The organism is Paractinoplanes rhizophilus (genome assembly GCF_042664765.1).
Taxonomy (GTDB): Bacteria; Actinomycetota; Actinomycetes; order Mycobacteriales; family Micromonosporaceae; genus Actinoplanes; species Actinoplanes rhizophilus.
Genome location: NZ_JBHTBJ010000013.1, coordinates 1 through 13,512 on the forward strand (window position 1 = coordinate 1; position 13,512 = coordinate 13,512).

Genomic DNA, 13,512 nt, shown 5'->3' on the forward strand with positions numbered 1-13,512 from the left:
ATCATCGTGGCGTAGGAACCTTGATGATCTTCTGAACCGGTCATGCCCGTCCTGCTGCCGCCAACCGAGGCGCTTCTACCTTGATCCACCCAAGTCGGACACCACCACGACTTTGCCGGGGCCCTGGATTTGAACCCACGACCTCGGGCCTATGAAACCCGCGAGCACTCCGAGCTGCTCCACCCTGCAAGCACCCCCGGGGAGACTTGAACTCCCAGCCTCCGGATTCGTAGTCCGGCGCGCTGTCCCGTTGCGCCACGGGGGTTCGATGTCGTCGGGTGGTGTCGAACCATCCGGCCTCCGCCTTATGAGGGCGGCGCTCTACCGCTGAGCTACGACGACCTGTTGGGCGAGGGCGGCGGCGCGCGTTGGCCGGGTAGCGCAAGTATTCCCGTCCAGCGAGCCCGGCGGTCGCCTTACCCGCCGAGCCGGCCCGCGTGAGCCGCCGCTCCTCGCCCCATTTCGGGGATGTCAGAATTCGCTATTCAATTTGCGCACACGGGCGGCCGGAATCGAACCCGCGACACACGGATTTGGAGACCGTCGCTCTGCCAATTGAGCTAAGCGCGTCTCGGAGGAGGCTATCCGGCGAAGAACCGCCACCGGCCTCGGAGACCCCCGGAGACGAAGAAGCCGCCTCTCCCCAGAATGGGAGGGCGGCGGCGGAATCCGTGACGGCGTCAGCCGTTTCGCCAGCTCACTCCCGGGGAGCGCCAATTCGTCTCTCGTCGCATGCACCGGCCCGCGGGCTCGGCGATGCCGCCACCAATACCATCACCATCGAACGTCGCACCAAGCGCGGCGAGGTCGACCCGACTGGCGGCCTGCCACATCATCTCGAACCCCTTTCGTGCGCGCTCCCTGCGGACTTCCCAAACAGTAGACGAAAACTATCGAGGCTGACAATCCTTTTTCGCGCCGATTCCAAGAATGGCCCGGCGACCTGGTGGCCGCCGGGCCGTGGGATCAAATCGTCCAGCCGTCGCGATATTCGACGGCGGAGGTGCCGGGAACACGGCGAAGGCGAATCTCGCCCGCCCAGGCGCCGGGCACCGGCTCGACGCGGAGAACGGCCGGCCGGTCGACCAGCACGCAGACCCGCTCCCCGGGCCACCACCAGCCGCCGGCGCGGGCGAGGGTCACCCAGGGCTCGAAGGCGGCGCTCTGCCCGCCCGACACCAGCCCCAGCCGGCGCAGCGCGTCCAGGTGGCCGATCCACGCGGCGTCCTGATGGCCATACCAGCCGACCGGAAGGGCAGCCGCGGTTAGGGCTGCGCGGATGGGCAGATAGATGCCGGCCGCGAGGCTGCGGAACAGCGCCTCGCGAACTCCCTGCCGGAGGAGCTCCTGGAAGGGGAGTCCGGCGTCCAGGGCCTCGAGCGGTGGGAGGCTGGGCCACGGCTTGCCCTGGGGACGCTTCATCAACGGGCGGTCGGGGGCCGGCTCGACGAAGCCCTCGGACAGGTCGGAGCGCAGCCGGGACAGGCCGGCGGCGATGTCGCTCGCGATCGGTGGGCGTCCGGGTGGGCGGCGCGTGTCCACCCAGGACCGAAGGGTCTGGTGGGTGGGGAAGCCGGCCAGGTGCGGAAGTGCGGCATACGGCGATGCCACCCAGCGGAATTCGGGGCGGGGACGGCGGTGCCGGGCGTAGATCGAGGCGATGGCTTCCTCGGTCAGGGAGCGGTCGGCCGGCTCGGTCGACACCCCGATGTCCTGCCATTCCCGGCGAATCTCAGTGGCCCGGCGCCAGAGCTCCGACCTGAGCGAGCCGGTTCGCAGCGCGGAAAGCGCGGCCGTACGCCGCGCGGGGGCGATCAAAGCGCGAGGGCGCGCACGCCCTTTCGAGAGATGGTCATGTGATCATGATGAGGACCGGACCGCGATTCGGCAAGCCGGAAACGGCGGCTATTTGGGGGCGTTCAGGTCGTCGAGGGCCTTGACCGCGCCGCGGTGCAGGGGCACCGGGTCGGTCTTGCGGGCGGTGTCGAGGCTGATCTCCTTGGCGGCCGCGTTGGCCTGTTCGAGCTGGGCCTTGTGGTCGAAGAGGACCCGGGTGAGGACGCAGGCCACGTCGGGATCCAGATCGTCGCGGACGAGCAGGAAGTTCGGAACGATGACGGTGGGCACGTCCGCGGGGGTCCGGTAGGTGGCGGCGGGGACGGTGCCGGCCTCGTACACCGGATTGATCTTCTGAAGGTCGGGCAGCAACGGCGTGACGTCGAGGAACTCCACCTTGCCCGCGGCGGTCGTGAGCAGATCGGTGATGCCGGGCGTGGGCAGGCCGCCCGACCAGAACATGGCGTCGATCGAGCCGTTCTTCAGGCCGTCGACGGTCTTGGTGAGGTCGAGCTTCTGGGCGCTGATGTCCTTGGCGGGATCGAGGCCGGCGGCGGTGAGCATGCGGTTGGCGATGACCTCGGTGCCGGACTTCGGCGAGCCGGTGGAGACCCGCTTGCCGCGCATGCCGGCGACGTCCTTGATGCCGGCGCCGGATCGGACGATCACGTGGGTGTAGTTGGTGTGGATGCGGGCCAGCGCGGCGATCGGCTGCTTGGAGGTGAAGCTGCCGGTGCCGTTGATGGCGTCGGCGGCGGTGTCGGCCAGCGCGAACGCGACGTTGTAGGTGCCGGCGACGACCTGCTGGATGTTCTGGACCGAGGCGCCGGTCTCGGCCGCCGTGGCCTTGAGCTTGCCGCCGGCCGCGCCGATCTGCTCGGCGTAGGCGTTGCCGAGCGCGAAGTAGACGCCGGTCGCGTTGCCGGTGGCGATGCCGACCCGGGTCTCCTGGTCGACCTCGCAGGTCACCGCGCCGCCGGCGTCGGTCGAGGCGGCGTCCTGCCGGCCGCCACAAGAGGCAAGACCCCCGACGAGTACGAGGGCGGCAACGGCTGATGCGGTTCGTCTCATGTCATCCCCGTTTCTACTTTGACTGGAGGAGAAGGCGTTTTAGCCGATAAAAGGGATATGCCGGCGGCCGCCACGAGCGCCCCCACCCCGAGCGCGATCGTCAGCGGCTCCAGATAGAGCAGGAGCAGACCGGCCGCGGCGCCCAGGATGCGGGCCGCGAGGGGCGCCGGGCCGATCCCGGGGAACCAGGCGCCGGTGGCCACGGCCAGCCCCAGCACGGCGAGCATGGCGACCGCCGTGGCCCACAGGATGCCGACGAAGGAGCCCCGGCCCAGCAGATAGGACCCGTTGCCGGTCAGCACGAAGGCGATCGGCGCGAGGAACGCGGGCAGCGCGTACTTGAGGGTCTGCCACATCGTCGGGATCGTGCGCCCGCCGGTGATCGCGCTCGCGCCCACCGCGGCCAGCGCCGTCGGCGGGGTCACCTCGGAGAGCACCGAGTAGTAGAAGACGAACATCGCGGCGGCGGGCGCCGGGACGCCCAGGCCGAGCAGCGCGGGCCCGATGATGACCCAGCCGATGATGAAGCTGGCCGTGACCGGGACGGCCAGGCCGAGGATGGCCAGCGCGACCGCGGCCAGGACCACGGTCAGCGCCAGGATCGCGGTCGGGTTGGAGGTGACCGCCCGCGCGCCCGAGACCAGCAGCGACGCCAGCTGCGCGCCGAGGCCGGTCTTGGTGGTGATCGCGGTGATGATGCCGGCCGCGGCGCAGACCGCGACCACTGGCAGCACGCCGCGCACCCCGGCGGCGAGCGCCGTGAAGATCCGGCGAGGGGTCATCCACGCCTGCCGGTCGAGGAACGACAGCAGGAACGCGGCCAGCGTGGCGTACACGACGGCCCGGGTCGCGCTCATGTCGAGCGCCAGGAGCACGATGATCAGGATCAGTGAGGAGAAGTGGTAGCCGAAGCGGAGCAGCAGCCGCCATGCGCCGGCCGGCGGCGTGTCGAGGGCGCGGACCCGGAAGCGAGCGTGGGCGGGAGAGGATCGCGCCGACGCCGGCCGCGGCCAGCATGCCGCCGGCCTGGTCGGCGGGGTAGCCGGCCCGCCGCAGCATCGGCCAGGTGACCGCGCCGACGCTGACCGCGGTCGCGGTGCCCGAGCCGGAGACGGTGCCGAGCAGGAAGCCGGCGGCCACCGCGGTGCGGCCGGCCGCGCTGCGGGACTTGCGGAAGGCGGCCACCGACAGATCGACGAAGAAGCGGCTCGCGCCCGAGAGGTCGAGCACCGCGCCGTAGATGGTGAACAGCACGATGTACGTCGCCGCCACGTCGAGCGGGGTGCCGTAGAAGCCGCTGCCCGAGTTGTACAGCGCGTCGACGATCTGGGAGAAATCGAGTCCGGCGTGCGCGATCGGCCACTGCTGCGGCAGGAGGCCGCCGTAGTACCCGTACGCGAGAAAAGCGAGACAGACGATCGGCAGCGCGACCCCGGTCGTGCGCCGGCAGGCCTCCACCACCAGGATCAGCAACACGGCGCCGAAGACGATGTCGATCGGCTCGAGCAGGCCCTGCCGGTCGAGGAAGCCGTCGTACCCGCCGCGCAGGGGGTTGACCGGGTAGAGACAGACGATCACGGCGGCGCCGGCCAGGAGCCAGTCCGGCAGCGTCGGCCGGTCCCGGCCGTTCGTCCCGAAGAACGGCAATCGAGACCGGTACGCGAGGAAGACCAGCGGCAGCGTTCCGGCCAGAAAGATGATCAGGTAGAACTGGCTGCCCCGGGCCAGGGGCCGGAAGACCTGCCACAGCACGAGCACGGCGACCAGGAACGCGACGATCGAGACGCCGAGCCCGATGCGGCCGGTGAGGTTACGGGCCGGCAGCTCCTCGTCGTCGTAGTGAACGGCGGGCGGGTCGTCCAGCACCGCCTCATATCGATCACCGCCCATGGATGGACAGTAGGACAACCGGTCGGAAAGCGGAACCGGCGCGACCCGAGCACCCCCGTCCGGGGGTGGCGTGGCCGGGCAGCCGGGCGCAGGCTGTGGGGATGACGACGGCGGCATTCCGGGCGGCGCGGGACTTCCTGCTGGAGCATTCGGCAGACTACGAGGCGGCCGGGGCCGGGTTCGCGTGGCCCGCGCTCGGCGAGTTCAACTGGGCGCTCGACTGGTTCGACGTGATCGCCGCGGGGAACGACGCGCCCGCGCTGTGGATCGTCGAGGAGGACGGCTCGGAGCAGCGCTTCTCGTTCGCCGAGATGTCCCGCCGGTCGAATCAGGTGGCGAACTGGCTGCGTGCGCAGGGCGTGCGGCGCGGTGACCGGATCGTCCTGATGCTCGGCAATCAGGTGGAGCTGTGGGACACGATCCTGGCCGTCATGAAGCTCGGCGCCGTGCTGATCCCCGCCACTCCCCTGCTCGGCCCGGCCGACGCCGCCGACCGGGTGGCCCGGGGCGGCGCCAAGCATGTGATCGCGCTGTCGTCCGCCGCCGCCAAGTTCGCGGCCGTCGACGCCACCAAGATCGCCGTGGGCGAGGCGGTCGAGGGCTGGCGCGCCTTCGCGGACGCCTATGCCGAAGATGCCGGGTTCGCGGCGGACGCCGCCACCCAGGCGACCGACACGCTGCTGCTCTACTTCACGTCCGGGACGACCGCCCGGCCGAAGCTCGTCGAGCACACCCACCAGTCGTACCCGGTGGGCCACCTCTCCACGATGTACTGGATCGGCCTGCGCCCCGGCGACGTCCACCTCAACATCTCCTCGCCGGGCTGGGCCAAGCACGCCTGGAGCAACGTCTTCGCCCCCTGGAACGCCGAGTCGTGCGTGTTCATCTTCAACTACACCCGCTTCGACGCCGGCCGCCTGCTGGCCGAGATGCAGCGGTGCGGCGTGACCAGCTTCTGTGCCCCGCCGACCGTCTGGCGGATGCTGATCCAGTCCGACCTCGCCGCGCTGCGCACCCCGCCGCGCCTGGTCGTCGGGGCCGGCGAGCCGCTCAACCCCGAGGTCATCGACCAGGTCAAGAAGGCGTGGGGGGTGACCATCCGGGACGGCTTCGGGCAGACCGAGACGACCGTGCAGATCGCCAACACGCCGGGGCAGCCGGTCAAGCCGGGCTCGATGGGCCGGCCGGTGCCGGGCTACTCGATCGAGCTTCTCGACCCGCTGACCGGGGAACCCGCCACCGAGGGGGAGATCTGTGTGGCGCTCGATCCGCGGCCGACCGGGCTGATGGCCGGCTATCACGGTGATCCCGGGCTCACCGCCGAGCGGATGGCCGGTGGGTATTACCACACCGGCGACGTCGCGTCGCGGGACGACGACGGCTACATCACGTACGTGGGGCGCACCGACGACGTGTTCAAGGCCTCCGACTACCGGATCTCGCCGTTCGAGCTGGAGAGCGTGCTGCTCGAGCACGAGGCGGTGGTGGAGGCGGCCGTCGTTCCGTCGCCCGACCCGCTGCGGCTGGCCGTGCCGAAGGCCTACGTCGTGCTCGCGGAGGGATTTCCGGCGACGGCCGAGACCGCGGAGACCATTTTCGCGTACGCGCGAGAGCACATGCCGCCCTTCGCCCGGATCCGCCGGCTGGAGTTCGCCGAGCTGCCGAAGACGATCTCCGGCAAGATCCGCCGCGTCGAGCTGCGCGCGGCCGAACACGAGAAGCACGCCGACCCGGAGTCCCGGCCGGCGGGCGAGTTCACCGGCTAACGTTGCGCGGTGTCCCGCGGTCGCCTGATCTACCTGCTCGTCGTCGTCGCGTTGCTCGGTGGGATGGCGTTCGCCATGGTCACCACGGCGGTCCAGCAGTCACCGACGATCGACGAGCCGGTGTACGTCGGCACGGCCGAGGTGCTCACCCAGCAGCACAGCCTGCGGTACAACCCGGAGCATCCGCCGCTCGGCAAGCTGGTGATGGCGGCCGGGCTGGCCTTCGAGAAGCCGTACCTCGACCCGGCCTTCACCGGCAACCAGACCAACCTCGGCCGGCACGTGCTGTACGAGACCGGCAACAACCCCTATCGGCTGATGCTCGCGGCGCGGCTGCCGATGATCGTGCTGACGCTGCTGTTCGGGCTGGTGGTGCTGGGCTTCGCCCGGGACCTCGCGGGGCCGTGGGCGGGGCTGGTGGCGCTGGCGCTCTACGCGTTCTCGCCGGACGTGATCGCGCACGGGTCGCTGGCCACGCTGGACGTGCCGGCGGCGGGCCTGCTGCTGACCACCTTCTGGATGATGTGGCGGTCACGGACCCGGCCCCGGCTCTACCTTCCGCTGGCCGGGGTGGCGCTCGGGGCGGCGCTCGCGACGCGCATGAGCTCGCTCCCCGCCGTACCCCTGGTCCTGCTCTTGACGCTCTTGTCGCCTTTTGTGGTGGGCCGACCGGGCGCCTGGTGGAAGCGGATGGCCTGGCGCGTGGTGGCGGCGATCGCGGTGGGGCTGATCGCCACGGCGGTGGTGTGGCTGGTGTATCTGGCGGTGGATCCGCGGCTGCGGTGGACCACGCCGGCGCTGGCGAGCAACCCGGGCGGGCTGAAGGGGATGGCGGTCGACCTGCTGCCGTTGCCGAAGGCCTATCGGGACGGGGTGCTGATCCAGTTCCGGTTCGAGTCGCGGACGTTCAACGGGTTCCTGTTCGGCAAGGCCTATCGCGGGTCGCTCTGGTATTACGCGCCGGCCGCGCTGCTGATCAAGACGCCGCTGGGGATGATCGCGCTGTGGCTGGCCGGCACGATCACCATGCTGGTCAAGCCGGCGCTGCGGGTGGCGACGCTGTATCTGCTGGTGCCGGCCGGGTTGCTGATGCTGGTGGCGATGACCGGGTCGCGCGACTACGGCTCGCGGTACGTGATCTTCATGCCGGTGTTCCTGGCCGTGGTCGCGGGCACCGTGGTGGCGATCCGGTTCCGGTGGGCGCACGCGGTCGCGGCCGTGCTGGTCGCCTTCGTGGCGGTCAGCTCCGTTCGGACCTTCCCCTTTTATCTGCCGTATTCGAACGAGGCGTTCGGCGGGACGTCGCACACGCATCTGAACCTGCACGACTCGAACGTGGACTGGGGGCAGGATCTGCCGCGGTTGTCCGGCCGGCTCCGGGAGCGGTATCCGGGTGAGCCGGTGTGGCTGGTCTACAAGGGCAGCGGCGTCCCCGCCTATTACGGGATCTCGGCGCGAAACCCGCTCGCGGTGCCGAACGACCAGGTGCGCGGGCTGCTGGTGGTGTCGGATTCCCGGGTGGCGCTGGCCAAGGGCAAGCTCAAGCAGCTCATCGACTCCAGCCGTCCGATCGACGAAGTCGGGTATTCCATCACCATTTATCGCCGCTGAGGTGGCGCCGGCCGGTCAGGCGTTGCGGATGCGGGCGGCGTCCCGCAGGCCGAGGATCTCGACGGCCCGCTCGCGCATCTCCACCTTGCGGACCTTGCCGGTCACGGTCATCGGGAAGCCGTCGACGACGTGCACGTACCGCGGGATCTTGTAGTGGGTGAGCTGGCCGGCGCAGTAGTCCCGCACCGCCTCGGCGGTCAGCGGCGCCGCCTCCGGGCGCATCACGATCCAGGCCATCAGCTCCTCGCCGTACTTGGCGTCGGGGACGCCGATCACCTGGACGTCGGCGATGTCCGGGTGGCCGTAGAGGAACTCCTCGACCTCGCGCGGGTACACGTTCTCGCCGCCGCGGATGACCAGGTCCTTGATGCGGCCGACGATGTTGAGGTATCCGTCCTCGTCCATGGTGGCCAGGTCGCCGGTGTGCATCCAGCGGGCCGCGTCGATCGCGTCGGCGGTAGCCTCCGGCTGGTCCCAGTAGCCGAGCATGACCGAGTAACCGCGGGTGCACAGCTCGCCGGGCTCGCCACGCGGAACGACCAGGCCGGTCGCCGGGTCGACGACCTTGGACTCCAGATGCGGCATCACCCGGCCGACCGTCTCGGTGCGGCGGGCCAGGTTGTCGTCCGGGCGGGTCATCGTGGACACCGGGGACGTCTCGGTCATGCCGTAGCAGATCGCCACCTCGGCCATGTTCATCTCGGCGACCACCCGCTTCATCACCTCGACCGGACAGGGCGATCCGGCCATGATCCCGGTGCGCAGGGACGACAGGTCGTAGTCGGCGAAGCCGGGCAGGCCCAGCTCGGCGATGAACATCGTGGGCACGCCGTAGAGCGAGGTCACCCGCTCGGCGGCCACCGCGGCGAGGGTGGCCGCGGGGTCGAAGCCGGGCGACGGCAGCACGATGCAGGCGCCGTGCGAGGTCGCGCCGAGGTTGCCCATCACCATGCCGAAGCAGTGGTAGAGCGGCACCGGCAGGCAGACCCGGTCCTGCTCGGTATAGTTGATCAGCTCGCCGACGAAATAGCCGTTGTTGAGGATGTTGTGGTGCGAGAGCGTCGCGCCCTTGGGGAAGCCGGTCGTCCCGGACGTGTACTGGATATTGATCGGGTCGTCGAAGGCCAGCGACGCGCCATGTGCCGAAATTTCCGACATGTTGCCGTCGGCGAACAGGTCGGCGAAGCTGTCCGAGCCGATGTAGGCGACATCGGTGAAACCGATCGACGAGACCATCTCGCGGTAATCGCTGCTCTTGAAGGACAGAGCGCTGATCAGCAGCGACAGGCCGGACTGCGTCACCACGTACTCGAGCTCATGCGTCCGATAAGCCGGATTGACGTTGACCAGGATCGCCCCGATCTTCGCGGTCGCGTACTGCGTGATCACCCACTCCCCGCAGTTCGGCGCCCAGATCCCGACCCGGTCCCCCTTGGCGATCCCGCGGCGCAGCAGCCCCAGCGCCAGCCGGTTGACGTCGGCGTCGAGCTCGGCGTAGGTCCAGCGCCGTCCGGCCGCGACGTCGACCAGGGCCTCCCGGTCGCCGTACCGGGCGACGGCGCGCTCGAAGTTGGCCCCGATCGTCTCGCCGAGCAGGGGCGCGGTGCTGGTGCCGGACGCGTAGGACAACATTTCCGCAGCATGGGCCCGCGGACCGCATTCACGCCACCCCTGTTCGGGGGTAGAGGTCCGATGACATGCTGTCCCCGTGCTCGAAACAGCCGACCTGCCGACCGCGCTCGGCCGGATCCGCCGGGCCACCGGGCTGCCGGTCGCCTTCGGCGGCGTCGTGACGGCTGATCCGCGGCAGATGCGCCTCTCCGACTTCGCCGGCACGTCGACCCTCGCGCTGCACGGGCTGATCGTCAGCGCCGGGCACGGGCTCGGCGGGCGGGTGGTGACCACCGCGCGGCCCGGCCGGGTCGAGGACTACGCGGCCGATCCGCGGATCAGCCACGAGTACGACGCGCCGGTCACCGCCGAGGGGCTGCGGGCCATCGCCGCGGTCCCGGTCGCGATGGGCGGCTCGGTGCTGGCCGTTCTCTACGCCGGCACCCGCGAGCCGGTCGCCGTCGGCGGCCGGGCGCTCGACGCGATGGGCCGGATCGCGCTGCGGCTGGGCACCGAGGTCACCGTCCGCCGCGAGGTCGCCCGCCGGATGGCCGAGCTGGAGACGGCCGCGGCCCGGGGCGCGCCCGACGCCACCGCCGGCGAGTGGGAGGAGGTGCGGCTGGCCCATGCGGATCTGCGTACCCTGGCCGCGGAGACCTCGGACCCGGAGCTGAAGGCGCGTCTCCAGCAGATCTCCGACCGCCTGGTCGCGCATCGGCCCGCCGCCGGCGAAAGCAACCCGCTCTCGCCGCGCGAGCTGGACGTGCTGGCCATGGTCGCGGTCGGGTGCGGCAACGCCGAGGCGGCCCGCCGGCTCGGACTGCTGCCCGAGACGGTGAAGAGCTACCTGCGCAACGCGATGCGCAAACTGGGCACGCACGGACGGATGGAGACGATTGTGACCGCACGCCGGCTGGGGTATCTGCCGTGAGGCGGGTCGTCGTGACTCCCACGGGAGTGACAGTGGCCGACGCCGAGGTGCCGATTCCCGATCAAAATCAGGCTCTCGTACGCGTGGCGGCGGCCGGCGTGTGCGGTTCCGACGTGCACGCCTGGCAGGGCCGACACCCCTTCATCACGCTCCCCTATCCGCCCGGTCACGAGGTCAGCGGCACGGTCGAGGCGGTCGGCCCGGGGGTATCGCTCGCGGTCGGCACGCGGGTCACGCTGGAGCCGTTCCTGCCCTGCTGGGAGTGCAAGCAGTGCCGGGCCGGCCGCCAGAACGTCTGCGAGCGGCTGCGCTTCTTCGGCTGCGCGCACGATCAGGGCGGCATGGCCGACTACTTCACGGTCGACCAGCGGCGGCTGCACGTGATCCCGGCGGAGCTCGACTGGCGGCGGGCCGCCTTCATCGAGCCGCTCGGCACACCCGTGCACGCGTCCCGGCTCGCCGGCGGGCTGGCCGGCAAGACCGTGGCGATTCTGGGCGCCGGCACCATCGGGCTGCTCACGCTGATGGTGGCCCGCGCGCAGGGCGCCGCGCAGGTGGTGATGACCGCGCGGTCGGCGCGCAGCCGGGAGCGGGCCGCCAAGTTCGGCCCGGACGCGGTGATCGACGCGACCGCCGCGGACGCCGCGTTCCTCGCCCGGGAAGCGCTCGGGGAGAGCGCCGACGTGGTCTTCGACTGCGTCGCCGAGCAGTCCACCATGGACCAGGCGCTGACCATGGCGAACAAGGGCGGCACGGTCGTCGTGGTCGGCGTCCCGCCGGCGCCGGTGACGATCCCGCTGCCGATGGTGCAGGACAGCCAGCTGCGCATCCAGGGCAGCGCGACCTATCTGCCCGCGGACTTCGCCGGCGCGATCGGCCTGCTGACCTCCGGCGCCGTCGACGTCACCGACCTGGTCACCGCCGTCCATCCGCTGGACCGGGCGGCGGCCGCCTTTGCCGACGCGGCCTCGGGTGAGCACATCAAGGTGCTCATCGAGCCCTGAAAGGAGAGTCCCACCCCTTCCGGTTACCGGCCGGTAATGACAGGGTGGTGCGATGGCGGACTTCGACGTCGTGATCGTGGGCAGCGGGTTCGGCGGCAGCGTCAGCGCGCTGCGCCTCACCGAGAAGGGCTACCGGGTCGGGGTGCTCGAGGCGGGCCGCCGCTTCACCCCGGCGACCCTGCCCAAGACCTCGTGGGATCTGCGCAACTTCCTCTGGGCGCCGCGCCTGGGCCTGCGCGGCATCCAGCGGATCACCCTGCTCAAGGACATCGTCGTGCTGTCGGCGGCCGGGGTCGGCGGCGGCTCCCTGGTATACGCGAACACGCTGTACCGCCCGCCGGCCACGTTCTTCGACGACCCGCACTGGTCGGGCATCACCGACTGGGCGGCCGAGCTCGCGCCCCACTACGACCAGGCCTCGCGCATGCTCGGCGTGACCGAGCAGCCCACGATGACGCCGTCCGACGTGGTCATCCGGCAGGTGGCCGAGGACATGGGGGTGGGTGCGACCTTCCGGCGTACGCCCGTGGGGGTGTTCTTCGGCGAGCCCGGCAAGACCGTGCCCGACCCGTACTTCGGCGGCGCGGGCCCGGCGCGGACCGGCTGCACCCAGTGCGGCAACTGCATGATCGGCTGCAAGGTGGGCGCCAAGAACCGCCTCGACGTCAACTACCTCTATCTGGCCGAGAAGGCCGGTGCGACCGTCTTCCCCGACACCGAGGTGGTCGCGCTTCGCCCGGGCTGGACCATCGAGACCCGCGACAAGCGGACTTTCACCGCCGACCAGGTGATCCTCGCGGCCGGCGCGCTCGGCACCCAGCGGCTGCTGCACGCGATGCGCGACACCGGCGTGCTGCCCGGCATCTCGGCGCGGCTCGGCTCGCTGACCCGCACCAATTCCGAGGCCCTGCTCGGCGCGCAGGCCGGCGCCGTGCCCGCCGAGCCGTACTCCCGGGGCGTGGCGATCACCTCGTCGTTCCACCCCGACGCCACGACCCACATCGAGCCGGTCCGCTACGGCCCGGGCAGCAACGCGATGGGACTGCTCGCCACGCTGCTGGTCGACGGCGGCGGCCGGGTGCCGCGCCCGATCAAGTTCCTCGGCCAGGCGCTGCGGCATCCGTACGTGCTGGCGCGCTCGCTCTCGGTGCGCCGGTGGAGCGAGCGCACGATCATCGCGCTGGTCATGCAGACGCTGGACAACTCGCTGACCGTGCGGCGCACCAAGCGCGGCCGGCTGACGACCGGCCCCGGGCACGGCGAGCCGAACCCGACCTGGATCCCGCAGGGCCACGAGGCGGTGCGCCGGATCGCCGAGAAGATCGGCGGTTTCCCGGGCGGCACGGTCGGCGACATCTTCGACATTCCGATGACGGCGCACATTCTCGGCGGCGCCACGATCGGCGATTCCCGGGACACCGGCGTGCTGGATCCGTATCACCGCGTTTACGGCTATGACGGTTTGCACGTCGTCGACGGCTCGGCCGTCCCGGCCAATCTGGGCGTGAATCCGTCCCTGACCATCACCGCGATGGCCGAGCGCGCAATGTCCCTATGGCCCAACAAGGGCGACACCGACCCCCGCCCACCCCTCGGCACACAATACGAACGCCTCGCTCCGATCGCGCCGCACAAGCCAGCAGTTCCGACCGGCGCGCCCGCCGCCTTACGTCCGCAGAATTGGTAACTGCCGCGATCGCCCCGCTGATGGGGAGGCAGTCGGCTTTTCGTCGCCGCGGGGTTTGCGGCGCCGGAAAGTCGCCTGCCTCCCCATCAGCCTGAAAGGGGCGAT

General features: G+C 70.8%; 10 protein-coding genes, 2 tRNA genes and 1 pseudogene. 6 read left to right on the plus strand and 7 right to left on the minus strand.

Translation table 11 applies throughout. The features are described from left to right. Nucleotides 1-191: 191 nt before the first annotated feature. The 6 genes and pseudogenes from ACFQS1_RS18865 to ACFQS1_RS18890 form a co-directional block, all read right to left on the minus strand. Nucleotides 192-265: transfer RNA gene (locus ACFQS1_RS18865), tRNA-Arg, on the minus strand. Between the two features lie 4 nt (nt 266-269). Further along, nucleotides 270-342 (minus strand) — tRNA-Met (locus ACFQS1_RS18870). A gap of 624 nt (nt 343-966) precedes the next feature. Then, entirely contained in the window at nt 967-1,704 is a 738-nt protein-coding gene (locus tag ACFQS1_RS18875) for a DUF6745 domain-containing protein (RefSeq protein ID WP_378969922.1), read from the minus strand. 201 nt (nt 1,705-1,905) lie between these two features. Beyond that, nucleotides 1,906-2,907 carry a TAXI family TRAP transporter solute-binding subunit gene (locus ACFQS1_RS18880; protein ID WP_378969925.1) on the minus strand — a complete coding sequence of 334 codons (1,002 nt, stop codon included), beginning with the start codon at nt 2,905-2,907 and terminating at the stop codon, nt 1,906-1,908. Beyond that, entirely contained in the window at nt 2,904-3,782 is an 879-nt protein-coding gene (locus ACFQS1_RS18885; protein ID WP_378969927.1) for a TRAP transporter large permease subunit, read from the minus strand. Before ACFQS1_RS18885 ends, ACFQS1_RS18880 begins: the two co-directional genes overlap by 4 nt. A gap of 169 nt (nt 3,783-3,951) precedes the next feature. Further along, nucleotides 3,952-4,368, minus strand: a pseudogene (locus tag ACFQS1_RS18890) (TRAP transporter large permease subunit); the annotation flags it as partial. Here ACFQS1_RS18890 and ACFQS1_RS18895 point away from each other — a divergent pair. The 3 genes from ACFQS1_RS18895 to ACFQS1_RS18905 all read left to right on the plus strand — a co-directional run bounded on the left by ACFQS1_RS18895 (nt 4,255) and on the right by ACFQS1_RS18905 (nt 8,174). Then, entirely contained in the window at nt 4,255-4,902 is a 648-nt protein-coding gene (locus tag ACFQS1_RS18895) for a hypothetical protein (protein ID WP_378969930.1), read from the plus strand. The pseudogene ACFQS1_RS18890 and the gene ACFQS1_RS18895 sit on opposite strands and share 114 nt — an antisense overlap. Next, a complete protein-coding gene (locus ACFQS1_RS18900; RefSeq protein ID WP_378969933.1) occupies nt 4,899-6,563 on the plus strand; it encodes an AMP-binding protein in 1,665 nt (554 codons plus the stop codon). The genes ACFQS1_RS18895 and ACFQS1_RS18900 overlap by 4 nt, the downstream gene beginning before the upstream one ends. Nucleotides 6,564-6,626: 63 nt before the next feature. Continuing rightward, the gene (locus tag ACFQS1_RS18905) at nt 6,627-8,174 is read left to right on the plus strand and encodes an ArnT family glycosyltransferase (protein WP_378970380.1); all 1,548 of its coding nucleotides are present in this window, start codon (nt 6,627-6,629) and stop codon (nt 8,172-8,174) included. Nucleotides 8,175-8,189: 15 nt separating this feature from the next. Here ACFQS1_RS18905 and ACFQS1_RS18910 read toward each other — a convergent pair whose 3' ends face one another. After that, a complete protein-coding gene (locus ACFQS1_RS18910) occupies nt 8,190-9,806 on the minus strand; it encodes an AMP-binding protein (protein WP_378969935.1) in 1,617 nt (538 codons plus the stop codon). Nucleotides 9,807-9,882: 76 nt separating this feature from the next. On the opposite strand from ACFQS1_RS18910, the gene ACFQS1_RS18915 reads away from it, so the two are divergent. Genes ACFQS1_RS18915 through ACFQS1_RS18925 form a run of 3 tightly spaced genes read left to right on the plus strand, consistent with a single transcriptional unit; the run spans nt 9,883 to nt 13,407 of the window. After that, nucleotides 9,883-10,716: a helix-turn-helix transcriptional regulator gene (locus ACFQS1_RS18915; RefSeq protein ID WP_378969938.1), complete on the plus strand. Its 834-nt coding sequence runs from the start codon at nt 9,883-9,885 to the stop codon at nt 10,714-10,716. Nucleotides 10,717-10,727: 11 nt separating this feature from the next. Beyond that, entirely contained in the window at nt 10,728-11,720 is a 993-nt protein-coding gene (locus ACFQS1_RS18920) for a zinc-dependent alcohol dehydrogenase (RefSeq protein ID WP_378969940.1), read from the plus strand. Nucleotides 11,721-11,772: 52 nt separating this feature from the next. Next, nucleotides 11,773-13,407: a GMC oxidoreductase gene (locus tag ACFQS1_RS18925; protein WP_378969942.1), complete on the plus strand. Its 1,635-nt coding sequence runs from the start codon at nt 11,773-11,775 to the stop codon at nt 13,405-13,407. The last annotated feature ends 105 nt before the right edge of the window (nt 13,408-13,512 follow it).

Excerpts from the sequence above, each read along its gene's own strand:
- ACFQS1_RS18880 (WP_378969925.1), bottom strand. The coding sequence starts at position 2,907 with ATGAGACGAACCGCATCAGCCGTTGCCGCCCTCGTACTCGTCGGGGGT.
- ACFQS1_RS18900 (WP_378969933.1), top strand. The coding sequence starts at position 4,899 with ATGACGACGGCGGCATTCCGGGCGGCGCGGGACTTCCTGCTGGAGCAT.
- ACFQS1_RS18905 (WP_378970380.1), top strand. The coding sequence starts at position 6,627 with ATGGCGTTCGCCATGGTCACCACGGCGGTCCAGCAGTCACCGACGATC.
- ACFQS1_RS18910 (WP_378969935.1), bottom strand. The coding sequence starts at position 9,806 with ATGTTGTCCTACGCGTCCGGCACCAGCACCGCGCCCCTGCTCGGCGAG.
- ACFQS1_RS18925 (WP_378969942.1), top strand. The coding sequence starts at position 11,773 with ATGGCGGACTTCGACGTCGTGATCGTGGGCAGCGGGTTCGGCGGCAGC.